The sequence below is a fragment of the Pseudomonas sp. SJZ078 genome (assembly GCF_007828255.1).
Classification (GTDB): Bacteria; Pseudomonadota; Gammaproteobacteria; order Pseudomonadales; family Pseudomonadaceae; genus Aquipseudomonas.
In genome coordinates this window covers 1-12172 of the sequence record NZ_VIUG01000062.1, presented here as the reverse complement: position 1 = coordinate 12172, position 12172 = coordinate 1, and the positions used below count along the sequence as shown (strand labels likewise).

The following is a 12172-nucleotide window of genomic DNA, read 5'->3' as shown; positions in this document are numbered from 1 at the left end:
GGACAACCGTGGCGGCGTACTCGCCAGCCTGCAGGGTCTGCTGACCACCCAACTGAGCGGCGTGCTGAAAAACGGCTACGACCTGAACAACAACCGCCAGGGCGGCATCACCCAGGCCCAGCGCCTGAACCTGATCGCCCTGGGCGGTATCGACAACTACGGCGGGCGCATCTCGGCCCAGACCGGCGATGCCATCGTCAACACCCGCAACTTCGACAACCGCAACGGTGGGCTGTATGCCAAGGGCAAGGTCAGCGTTACCGGCAACGATTTCGATAACAGCGGCGACAATGATGGGCAGATTGCGGGTAGCCAGATCGATCTGGATTTGACCGGTGCGTTGAACAACCGGCTGGGCATCATCGAGAGTGACAGCACCCTGGCGATCAAGGCAGCGAGCCTGGATAACCAGACGGGGCAGTTGCGGGCGTTGGGGGCTGGTGGCAAGACCGAGTTCCAGATCGGCGGGTTGTTCGACAACCGCAACGGGACCCTGGAAACCGCCAACAGCGATCTGAGTCTTGATGTCGGCAGTCTGCTCAGTACAGGCGGTACCGTTCTGCATGCCGGGAGCGGCAACTTCGGTATCTCCTCCAACAATGTCATCAACGCAGGCGGCAGCTTTGTCACCGGTGGTGCCATGACGCTTAACGCTGACAGTTGGACCAACAGCAGCGTACTGCAAGCAGGCACGCTGAATATCAACGTCAATAACTTCACCCAGACCGCGAGCGGCCAGTTGCTGGCTACTACTAGCCTGATCGGTACGGGTGGCCGCTGGACCAACGATGGCTTGATCGCCAGCGACGGCAGCCTGAGCCTGACTTTGGGCGGTTCCTATTCGGGCAACGGTCGGGTCAGCAGCCTCGGCACGCTCAACATAAACGTTGCGGGTTTGAGCCTCGCCGCAGACGCCAGCATTGCCGGTGGCGGTGACACCACGGTTGCGGTTAGTGGGCAATTGAGCAATGCCGGCCGGATTACCTCCGCAGCCAAAATGCTGGTGAGTGCGGGCACGATCAACAACGCTGGAACACTGGCGGGTTCTCAACAATTGAGTCTCACCGCCGGCTCGCTGATCAACGATCATGGCCTGTTTTTCAGTGGCGGCAATATGCAGCTCCTGACTCCGCGCTTCACCAACCTTTATGGGCAGGTCTACAGCCTGGGTAGCACACTGATCGCCCGGGATGAAAACGGAACCATGGCGGACCTGTTGGACAACCGGTCCGGGGGAATTGACAGCACTGGCGATCTGACCATCGCAGCCACGACGGTGAATAACGTCATGGATGTGTTGCAGTACACCGAACATGAGAAGAGTCAGGCGACTATTACCCGGCTGTCGTGCACATTGATTTCGTACGGATGTGATGATCGTGGCGGCGGTCGCATAAACGCGCTCTGGGAAGTTGCAGAGACCGACCGTTTGACGATCACGAGCAACTCAGAGGCCGCTTCAATCAACAGCGGCGCGAAGCTGTCGATCACCGCAACTGACGTCAACAACACCAGCAGTGTCATAACGGCAGCCGGCGACTTGGTTGTTCATGCCTCGACCATCAACAACAAGGGGCTGCAGGAGCAGATCATTGAAACCACTCGAAGATATGTGAGCTGGGTCAATGAAACTGCCTCGGCCATTCGAATGGCCGATATCTTCATCCAACGAAACGATCCGATACCCTCGGCCACGGTCGAACGGGACCTGAGTAACTTTTTGGCCTGGATGGGGCAAACACTTCCATCCAGCAGTCAGGTCATTGAGGGCAGGTCCCTTGACGCAATCATCCAGGCGGGTGGAAACGTCACTCTCGATGCCACCCAAAACATCAACAACAGCGTAGTCCGTCCTTATTACGCCTATGTCGGGGCAGGCTCTGTCAACGTCGACACAAGAGCAGGCAGTGCGTACTCGACGCCGATTTACATCAACGCGCAACTGCCCCCCAACCTGGCGCAACAGCAGGTCAACCCGGTCGCCTTGCCCGGTTTCAGGCTGCCCACCGGCCAGAACGGCCTGTTCCGCCTGAGCGGGCAGGATGGCAGCGCGCCGGCCAGCGGTCCACAAAGCTGGACCCTGGGCACTGCAAGCATCAGTTCAGCCCAGCGTCAGCAAACACTGCCCACCGACCAGGCCAGCAGCCTCGACACCAGCACCTCTGGCTCCACCGTAACAGGCACCTTGCCCGGCCGTAGCGCCGACTTCACGCTCAACCGCGTCCAGGGCCTGCCCACCAGCACCGTGGCGGCCAACCCGCACAAATACCTGATCGAAACCAATCCGGTGCTTACCGACCTCAAGCAGTTCATGAGTTCGGACTACCTGCTCCAAAACCTCGGCTACGACCCGGACCAGAGCGCCAAGCGCCTGGGCGATGGCCTGTACGAGCAGACGCTGATCCAGCAAGCCGTGGTTGCCCGTACCGGTCAACGCTTCATCGACGGCCAGACCTCCAACGAGGACATGTTCAAGTACCTGATGAACAACGCCATCGCCAGCAAACAAGAACTCGACCTGTCGCTGGGCGTGAGCCTCTCCTCCGAACAAGTCGCGGCCCTGACCCATGACATCGTCTGGATGGAAAACGTCGAGGTCAACGGCGAGCAAGTCCTGGTGCCGGTACTGTACCTGGCCAACGCCAACAACCGCCTCGCGGCCAACGGCGCGTTGATCCAGGGCAGCGACGTGACCCTGATCGCCGGCAAGGACCTGAACAACGCCGGCACCCTGCGCGCCAGCAACAACCTGTCGGCCAAAGGCACCAATGACCTGGTCAACAGCGGCCTGGTGGAAGCCGGCAACCGCCTCGACCTGCTGGCGGGCAACAACCTCGTCAACAAGGCCGGCGGCATCATCGCCGGACGCGACGTCACCCTCACTGCCACCAACGGCGACGTGATCAACGAACGCACCGTCACCACCCACGAAAGCGACAGCGGCTACCGCAGCGAACGCACCGACTTCATCGACAGCGCCGCCCGCATCGAAGCCGCCAACAACCTGACCCTCAACGCCGGGCGCGACATCAACAACGTCGGTGGGGTACTGAAAAGCGGTGCCGACACGACCCTGAGCGCCACCCGCGACATCAACCTCACCTCGGCCGAACGCATCGCCAGTGGGACCCGCGGGCTGCATCGCGACGAAACCATCATCCAATATGGCTCAAGTCTGGACATCGGTCGCGACCTGACGGTCAAGGCTGGGCGTGATCTGACGGCGGTTGCGAGTCAGATCGAAGCCAAGCGCGATATCAGCATGAGCGCGGCGGGTGATCTGACGTTGGCGTCGGCGGCGGATGAGCAGCATTCGTATGGGAAGACCAAGAAGGTTACGGCTCAGGAAGACCATGTGAGCCAGGTGTCCACCAGCGTGACGGCGGGTGGGGATGTGTCGCTGAGTTCAGGGGAGGATCTGGGCATTATCGGCAGTCGGGTCAAGGCCAAGGACGACGTCGGCTTGGATGCCGAACAGGACCTCATCATCGCTTCCGCGCAGGATCAGGACTATTCCTATTACTACAAGAAGAAAAAAGGCTCGTTCGGTCGCAGTAAGACGACTGAGAAAGAAAGTTACAGCAGCACCAGTGTCGCCTCTGTCATCGAAGCGGGACAGGATCTCACCGTTAATACGTTCGTGGACGGAGATGGCAATGTCAGTCTGAACGGGGGACGGAATGTCACGGTGATGGGCAGCGAGCTCAAGGCCGGTGATAACTTGATCGTCGGTGCCACCAATGACGTAGCGGTGCTCTCCGCTACCGAAGAAAGCGGGGCGTACAGCAAAAAGACAAAAACCGGTTTGTTCGGTCTGTCCAAAAGCGGCAAGAGTCAACTCCAGACTAACGTGACCCAGGTTGGTAGCGAGCTGAGCGCTGCTAACGATGTGGTGGTCGTCGCTGGTCATGACATCGCAATGCAAGCCAGTGAAATCACGGCGAAGAACAATGCTGAACTGCATGCCGGTCTGATCGATAAAACCGGCGACATCGATCTCACAGCAGCGGATAACCAATCCTACAGCCGGACCGAGGAGTACAAGAAGAAGGTCGGTTTGTCCCTTAAAGACACAGTCGGTCTATTTGCCGGTACACCCGGAGCGGGAGCGGACATCACTCTGAGCTCGTCGCAGAAGAAGGGGCGCGAAGTTGTTAGCAGCACTGGCGTGGGTAGTCAGATCACGGCGGGGAATGATGCAGTGTTGGACGCTGCTCAAGATATCAATATCGTCGGTAGCGGTGTAAGTGCCAATCGAAATGCAACGCTTGATGCCGGCCGCGACGTGAACATACTTGCCGGCACTAATACACACCGGAGCAATAGCTGGAAAACCGATAAAAGCTTCGGCATCAAGCAGGATGTCGATACCAACGGGTACACCACTTTCGTGGGCAATGAAACGGTCAAGAAAGGTCGTGATACCGATGGCAATACCGCAGCTGGCAGTCTGGTTGACGCGGGGCATGATGTACGGATCGATGCCGGTCGCAACATCAATCAACTGGGCTCTGATCTCCAGGCTGACAACGACATCAAACTGAAAGCGGTACATGACATCAACATCCTGGCCGTCGACGAGCGTACCCGGGTAACGACAACCGAAAGTGTCAAGCGTACCGGCACCACGACCACCGTCGCTTATAACTTCGGCAAAACCATGGATACCTTGGGCGATTCGGGTAAGGGCGAGGATGGTGTCAGTAAGACTTCCAGTGTGTTGAAAACGGTTGATGCGCTCGACCAGTTCTTCAGCGGTCCTAAATTCGACGGACACGTGGGTAGCTCAAGTACTAGTGAGCGCCAGACCCAAACATCGGTGAGCAATCGCTCTTCCAGTCTTTCCGCCGGGAATGACATCAGCCTTGAGGCTGGTAACGATGTAAGTGTAAGTGGCGGCCGATTCGACTCAGAGCGTGATATCAACGTGAGCGGGCGCAACATCACGCTCGACGTGGCTCACGGGGCACAAAGTACGAATAGCGATCAAACCTATAGCAAGGGCGGGGTGAAAGGCGGAACGACCGGTGGCTTCAAACTGGGTGTAGGCATAAGCAACGCCGGTAGCCAGGACGAATCGACGCAGGGAACCTCCACGGCGACTCAGCTCAACGCCGTCGGTGATATCGTCCTGAAAGCCAAAAATGATCTGACCCTGATTGGCACCGAGGCGACTGCCGGGAAGGACATCAAGCTCAAGGCTGACAATGATCTTAAGATCCTGTCGGCGCAAAACGCCTCCAGCAGCGAAAGCAATCGACGCAGTTGGGGGACTGAAGGCGGCCTCATCCTTGGACAAGACGGGATCGGTGTCTATGGCAGCGCCAACATCGGCCTTGGAAATCTGGAACGAGAAGGCATCCAGCAGCAGGAGGCTTACCTCTATGCTGGCAACCAACTGAACTTTGAAAGCGGTCGCGATACCACTGTTGCCGGTGCCACGTTGCGTGGGGATGAAGTAATCGGTGATGTCGGTCGCAACCTCACCGTAACTTCCGTACCGAATACGGGCAAGGTCGAGGGTAAAGAGTTCGACGCCAGCCTCACGGTGGCCGTGAGCTACGGCGTCACCGTCAGCGGCTCGGTGGGTTACGGCCAGACCCACGGCAAAACTAATTGGGTCGAGAACCAGACCGTTATCAGCGGCAAGAACAAGGTCGACATTCGTACCGAGGACCATACCCAACTGGATGGAGCGGTATTGGCGGCGGACAACGGCAACTTGAAACTCGATACCGATACGTTGGATTTCCGCGATATCACCGGTAAAGACAACGAGCATGGTTATTACCTCAGCGTCAGTGGTAGCTACAACGCCGGTAGCGGCTCGCAAGCTGACAAACCCAACAAAGGCATGGAAGGGAAGGAGAAAAACAGCTGGGCGCTTGAGGGTTACAACTACAACAAAGACCGTGAACAGGTTCTTCGCGCTACGGTGGGCGAAGGTGAGATTGTTGTGCGTGACGATAAGGTTACGGGTGACGACTCCACGGCGGGGCTGAATCGGGATGTAAGCAAGGCGTATGAGGTAACTCGGGATGAGGAACATCGGACGGAGCTGTATGCGTCCAGTACGTCAGTCGATGCTGTGCTCAACCCGACAAAGACACTCGATAGATGGGAAAAAAGCGTTGAAAACTACGGCGAAAACAGTCTCGAGTCGTTAAATGTTTTAACGGACTTGCTTTTCGGTGCGGCAAATATTGCGGTGGGCAATAGTTTTGACGATGCAAACAAAGTCACTGTTGTCCGAGCCTTCAAACGGCAGCTAGGCAGTCGTGATGCCGAGCGCAGAGAAGCTGCCGCGGGTGATGCATTACGGGGCATTACTAACGGTGCTGAAACGGCTGAGGTGCAGGCCCTTGCTAAAAAGATAGCTGATATTGCAGGTCAAAATCCCGATCAGGCGTATGGGATGTTGGTGTTGCTTCAACGATTGCAGAATCCTCATCCTGAAGTATCGAATTTTGGGCCGCTACCGCTGGTAGCCGGCGGTGCCATCGCTGCTTTGGGTGCGGCATTACTGTCCACTGAAAGCTCACCGCAAAACCAAGAAAACATGCGGGTGGCGGCGAATTCAGTTGTAGCTTCTTTGGACGAGGCTGGTTACACAGGGCAGCAGCAACTGACGCTGTCGGCGGAGCTTTGGCTTTTAGTATTAGGCACCACCTTTCCAATCCATTTGCTTGATCCGGAACATGGGTTACTGATTAATCCATCAGTAGATAATGATGTTCTACATCCTGTAAGTATCGGGGATGGAGTTGACCTACCTTCTTTGCCAGGTAGTACTGATGGTAGTCCGATTGTTGAAGGGGGAAGCACCAGTTATACCAATCCTTCCGTTGAAAATCCCTCGCCAGGTATTCTTTATAGCCTGCCTTGGGGGCAGTCTGCGGCAGAATTTGAGAAGAGCCTAGTTAATCTTCCTTACGATGAAAGAGTCGCTGTCGTAAAAAGCAGGGGCAGGGAGTTAGCTAAGGCATTAGGTTGGAAGAAGGATAATCGGCTAACTAGAATAAACGATCGAGACGTGTACACGATGGGAGACGGGTTTCTTTATGCTTTGGATACTCAGCATGGTAGGCTGGAGCAGGTGAACGGTAAAACAGGGAAGCATATCAGTGAGTTTTATTTTGATTTGGTTGCCGTCCCTGATTCAAAGGACGCGTCCGGTGGGCATGATTTGAGGGTTAAGTAATGGAAGGTGTAAAATTAGTTGATAGTTTGGCTCCGGCGATAACTCGTGGGCAGATATTTCGACTCCCGGCTCGATGGCCGTACGAGGAAATTGTAGAATTCATGGTTGTTGATATTCCTGACGAGCAATATGGACATTCTATTGCCGTTGCCTCCGGTAATAAGGCTGGCCTTTTAGTGGTGCGCCTGCCTGTTGAAAGTCGCTTTTCAGGTACTCGAGAAATTTCAAGAGAGTGGCTGATCGAGAATTGGGCTAAGTGGGTGTATCCCGACTGTCCTGTCGGGAATGTTTATTTGTTTAAGCAAACGGATGTCCCTTCTAATTTGATGGAGCGTTAGTAAAAAAACAAAAAGGGGACAGGTTCTGAGGAGGGGCGAATTTTCGAAAAAACAAGAAGTTGGAATAAGGCAGGATAAAAAAGGGGGTTGGAAAAGTGGAAAAGGAGACAAATTTGAATGGCGCTTACTTAACAGATAACTAGCTGATACAACTGAGAAAAATTTTCAAGTACGGCTCTCTCGTACTGATGGAGAAACTATGGCTTATAATGATTTAGTTGATCGGTTTGTTGTGCAAGAGCTGAGACCTTCTGTTCGTAAGGTTCTAAGGAAGGCTCTTCAGTAACGAGCTGACTCTGAAAAGGTTTTAGCTAGGCAATGTGAGCTCAATTGATTTGATGTTGAGCTTGATTTTTTAAAGGGGTGGTTGTTATTAAAGATGTTCTCGATTCAGGAGAAGGTAGCAGTGTAGAAATGCTGATTTCAGATTTATTATTTTGTGCGGGTTGAGCGATAACTAGCGGGTAAACAATCGAGGGGTGGAGTTTTAGCAGAATGGGTCGCGAATATGAGTTGATTAAAGCCGACTCGCCTTTTAGTCGTGGCCTGTTCCTGAATAATTCCAAACTATCTTTAAATCCGTTGTATCGATTCATCAGGCTTAAGCCATGCCTTATCGAGAGGGTGCGATTGAATGTGGTTCTCATTATTCTTATTTAACTATTAATAATACGTCAGGAGAGTTGATGAAAAAAGCTACACTGCTTATATTGAGTTTGATCTTGACGCTACCAGGCTGCAAATCCAACGTTCGAGACTCTTCCCCCAGCCTGCTCAACGACGGCGTCCAGCTCCAGCAAAACAAGGTAACCGTCGATGCACAGCAAGCCAAAGTCATCATGAAAGCTTCGGGCGCCACATACCCCGTTGAGTTTTCGATTAGACGGGCCAACGACCCAGACCAGCGCCTGGATGTGCAGGGAACCGTAGTGGATTCCGGTCGTGGCAAAGTGTTTGGCTGGATCGCCAAGCTTAACGAAGTGACCCACAGCGCGACCTTGAAGCACTTCCCTCAGTTGGAAGTACAAGCTGACCCCGATCAGCCATTCGAGGTATCGGGTTACGCCAATGGTGAGAGCATCAACCGTGGCTACCGCTGTGGGCCGATCAACACCACGTTCACGCCGGAGAAAGGTAAGGTTTATCTGGCGGAGTTTCAGTTTGTGGGTCAGGGCTGTGAACTGCATGTCTATGACACCACTCAGCCTCAGCAGCGCGTTCCTGTTGCGAGTGCACCTAGTCTCTGATTCAGTTTACAAATGCGAAACGGGCGACCAACAGGTCGCCCATTTTCATTACTCCGCCGCCTGCGCTCGCAACCGTCGTCCAATCACATCCATCACGTCGCACCCATCGCGCAACGATACTGTCAAAAAGGGGACAGTAGTTTGCTCGCCTGCACCGGAATTTTCGCACCTTTATCCGAGATGTGTCTGATTTCCAATTAATAGATCCGCTAATAAGCTGACTCAACGAGGAGCACCGGACCCGGCATCGGCTGGACCAAAGTGCAAATAGACGTAGTGGTATTCACTGGGCAGCGGAATGAAGTCAGATTCGTATCCTTCCGTAGCCACCTGTTTCCGCCCTTACCTGATGTGGCATTCATCGTTGAACTCATCTCACGAGCCTTTCGGGAAGATTTTTTTGTTGCGTGTTGCGCAACATGGTAGGCTTTCGCGATGATCAAGTTTTTTCAGCACAAGGGGCTACGTAGGCTCTTCGAAACAGGTAGTACAGCTGGCATACAACCAGCTCATGCCAAGAGGCTTCGAATGCAGCTAGCCGCCTTGGATACAGCCATGACCATTGATGATATGGACATTCCGGGCTTTCGCTTGCACCTGCTCAAGGGAGAAAAGCGCGGACGTTGGTCGATCATGGTGAATGGCAACTGGCGGCTCACGTTCGAGTTTCGCGAAGGAAACGCTTATGTACTGGACTATGAGGATTACCATTGATGAACATGCACAACCCACCTCATCCCGGTGAATTCATTACCGAAATCTATCTGGAACCCAACGGTATCAGCGGTCGAGAACTGGCTGAAAAGCTTGGTGTAGCGCCCTCGACTTTGAGCCGTGTCTTGAAGAGGGCCAGTCGCGTTTCGCCTGAAATGTCGCTGCGACTGTCGGTCGCGCTCGGCCGCTCGCCGGAAAGCTGGCTGGCTATGCAAGATGCTTACGATCTGTGGATTGCTCGTCAACACGTCGATTTGCAGCAAGTAGGAAAGCTCACTTTTGCATGATCAGCTCAGGTTGGATGAGTTGCTCCCTTGTCTACAGGATTGGCTGCTATCCGGCCCTGCTTACTTGGTTCAATTGTGTCTTTTGACGGCAACGTTTTTTGTTGAAACGTGAAACGGGCGACTCTCAAGTCGCCCGTTTTCATTACTCCGCCGCTTGCGCCCGCAACCGTCTCCCAATCATATCGCACCCGAGGTCAGGCAATGTGGGCGCCTGCTGCGCAGTCGAGCGGGAGCAAGCTCCCTCGCCACAGGGGGAGCTTTGCTCGACTGGGCGGTAGGTGAACACCCTGCATCAGCTGTGGCAGCAACTGTGAGGCTTGGCGTCCTCGTATTTATCGTGATGCCGTACCCAATCCATGATTTCGTCCTCATTACGCCCCTTCGGCGCGAGGTCGAGGTAGTGGTAAGTCCCGACCAGCATGTCCAGACCTCGGGCATAGGTGGAGTAGGTGTGAAATATTTCGCCGGCCTCGTTGCGGTAGAAGACGCTCAAACCTGGGAGTTCGCCTTCGGCGGTGTCGGTTTTTTCGTAGTTGTAGGTGGCTTTTCCGGCGGCGGTGTCTTCGGTTTTGAAGCTGACGCCGAAGTCGTAGTTGAAGTCGCAACCGTTTGAGGAGACCCAGTCGAAGGCCCAGCCCATGCGGCGTTTGAACGGTTGGAATTCGGCGAACGGGGCGCGGGAGACGGCTACTACAGCGACGTCGTGGTGGGCCAGGTGTTGGTTGGCTCCGTCGATGTGGTCGCAGAGGAAGGAGCAGCCTTGGCAGCCTTCTGTCCAGCCGGGGCCGAACATGAAGTGGTAGACGATCAGTTGGCTGCGGCCGCCGAACAGATCGGCCAGGCTGAGTTCGCCGTTCGGCCCCTGGAAACGGTAGGGTTTGTCGATCTTGACCCACGGCAGGGCGCGGCGTTCGGCGCTGAGTTTGTCCCGTTCACGGGTGAAGGCTTTTTCGTGGGCCAGGTGTTGCTGGCGGGCCTTGAGCCATTCTTCCCGCGAGACGACTGGATGGTTCTCTACGTTCATGGTGATTTCTCCTGGAGGCAGGGCGTTTCAACAAGTGGTCGTCTGGCCCTGGATGAATTCGACAGACCGTTGGTCGGTTGACGCGACGGTCCGCCCGGAAGCCTGGCTGAACGGTGGCGTGGCGCTCCGGTCACAGGTTGAGTAGGCATCTCACTCTTTGGAGGATGGATCAGGATGGCGACTTATAACTGGGATTTGATCGAAAAGTTGTTGCACGAAGTGCAGAATGGCGCGGGCCACAGTTTCACGCCTCGGCCTTATGCGGAGGAGTATGTGGCGGCGAAAGCGGCCGCAGGCGAGGAGACAGAGAACCTCGATCATCTGAAGGCGGTCGCCGGGGAGTACGAGAAGTTGCTGCTGGAGCGTGGCTTCATTGAGCCTCGCCCGGAGGAAGAGGGCGGCAATGGCGAGAATTTCGTGCTGACGATGCGGGGTTCGCGCTTGTTGAGCCTGATCGATAGCAGCATTCCCGGTAATGATCATCCGCGTCAGGTGCTGGATGAGCAGGAAGATGCGCTGGATGAGTTTACCTTTGATGACTTGGCTTCGAAGGCGCAAATTGCCTGACAGGTGTGCGCCGTCCTTGTGGGAGCGGGCTTGAACTGGTCAAGTATTCTTGGACACCATTTAAGGTTCACGCCGCCAGTCTTTCCCTGACGACCGGCGACCGGTAATCGTTATAACTGTGAGGCCTGGTGATGTTGTAGCGCGACACATAACGCTGCACGTCCGCTCGGGCCTCATGTTCTGATGCGTAACCCGTCTCGGGCACCCACTCTGATTTCAAACTTCCGAAGAAGCGCTCCATCGGAGCGTTATCCCAGCATTCGCCTTTACGGCTCATGCTTTGCCGCACGCCATGCGCCAGCAGCTCATTCCTAAACTTATGACTGGTGTACTGACAGCCTTGGTCTGAATGAAACAGCACCTCTTTAGGACGACCTCTGAGCTCAACCGCCATCCGCAAAGCCTCGCAGGTCAGCGTGGCATCGGAAATCATCGAAAACGACCAGCCTACGATCCGACGGGCGAACAGATCCAGAATCGCAGCGAAATACAGCCATCGCTTGCCGACCTTGAGGTACGTCACGTCGCCACACCACACCTGATTGACCGCCGTGACATCAAACTTACGCTTGAGCACGTGCGGTGCCACCAAAGCTTCCACGCCGGGCGATTTGTACTTATGGCGTCGGCGCTGGCGGCTGGCGATCCCCGCTTCGCGCATCAAACTGCGAGCCAAGTACCGGCCGATGCGATGCCCTTTCTCTTGCAGCTCCTTCGCCAAAGTCCTCGCTCCCGCAGAAGCCCGCGATGCCTTGTGATGCTTGACCAGCGCGGCTTTAAGCTTCTCTCGCTGA

7 protein-coding genes and 1 pseudogene are annotated in these 12172 nt (G+C 55.2%); 6 read left to right on the top strand and 2 right to left on the bottom strand.

What is annotated here, in order from left to right; all coding sequences use genetic code 11:
- Positions 1–61: 61 nt before the first annotated feature.
- From FBY02_RS27545 to FBY02_RS27525, 5 genes and pseudogenes are all read left to right on the top strand, one after another.
- Positions 62–7201 (top strand): annotated as a pseudogene (locus tag FBY02_RS27545) (hemagglutinin repeat-containing protein); the annotation flags it as partial.
- Entirely contained in the window at positions 7201–7539 is a 339-nt protein-coding gene (imm45, locus tag FBY02_RS27540) for an Imm45 family immunity protein (RefSeq protein WP_144931634.1), read from the top strand. The pseudogene FBY02_RS27545 and the gene imm45, both read left to right, overlap by 1 nt.
- A 686-nt stretch (positions 7540–8225) precedes the next feature.
- Positions 8226–8786 carry a hypothetical protein gene (locus FBY02_RS27535; RefSeq protein ID WP_144931632.1) on the top strand — a complete coding sequence of 187 codons (561 nt, stop codon included), beginning with the start codon at positions 8226–8228 and terminating at the stop codon, positions 8784–8786.
- Positions 8787–9221: 435 nt separating this feature from the next.
- On the top strand, positions 9222–9500 hold the full coding sequence (locus FBY02_RS27530) for a type II toxin-antitoxin system RelE/ParE family toxin (protein WP_144931630.1): 279 nt from the start codon (positions 9222–9224) through the stop codon (positions 9498–9500).
- Positions 9500–9787, top strand: coding sequence for a HigA family addiction module antitoxin (locus tag FBY02_RS27525; RefSeq protein WP_144931628.1), 288 nt, complete (start codon positions 9500–9502; stop codon positions 9785–9787). The genes FBY02_RS27530 and FBY02_RS27525 overlap by 1 nt, the downstream gene beginning before the upstream one ends.
- Before the next feature lie 292 nt (positions 9788–10079).
- On the opposite strand, the gene FBY02_RS27520 is transcribed toward FBY02_RS27525, so the two are convergent.
- Positions 10080–10811, bottom strand: coding sequence for a thioredoxin family protein (locus tag FBY02_RS27520; protein WP_144931626.1), 732 nt, complete (start codon positions 10809–10811; stop codon positions 10080–10082).
- Positions 10812–10985: 174 nt separating this feature from the next.
- Between FBY02_RS27520 and FBY02_RS27515 the strand changes: the two genes are divergently transcribed.
- Positions 10986–11378 (top strand): transcriptional regulator, encoded by a 393-nt coding sequence (locus FBY02_RS27515; RefSeq protein WP_144931624.1) that lies wholly within the window; start codon positions 10986–10988, stop codon positions 11376–11378.
- 67 nt (positions 11379–11445) lie between these two features.
- Here the strand turns inward: FBY02_RS27515 and FBY02_RS27510 are convergent.
- A partial coding sequence (locus FBY02_RS27510; RefSeq protein ID WP_144931622.1) for an IS3 family transposase occupies positions 11446–12172 on the bottom strand: 727 nt, incomplete at its 5' end.

Coding starts and splice junctions, on each gene's coding strand:
- imm45 (WP_144931634.1), top strand. CDS start 7,201: ATGGAAGGTGTAAAATTAGTTGATAGTTTGGCTCCGGCGATAACTCGT.
- FBY02_RS27535 (WP_144931632.1), top strand. CDS start 8,226: ATGAAAAAAGCTACACTGCTTATATTGAGTTTGATCTTGACGCTACCA.
- FBY02_RS27530 (WP_144931630.1), top strand. CDS start 9,222: ATGATCAAGTTTTTTCAGCACAAGGGGCTACGTAGGCTCTTCGAAACA.
- FBY02_RS27525 (WP_144931628.1), top strand. CDS start 9,500: ATGAACATGCACAACCCACCTCATCCCGGTGAATTCATTACCGAAATC.
- FBY02_RS27520 (WP_144931626.1), bottom strand. CDS start 10,811: ATGAACGTAGAGAACCATCCAGTCGTCTCGCGGGAAGAATGGCTCAAG.
- FBY02_RS27515 (WP_144931624.1), top strand. CDS start 10,986: ATGGCGACTTATAACTGGGATTTGATCGAAAAGTTGTTGCACGAAGTG.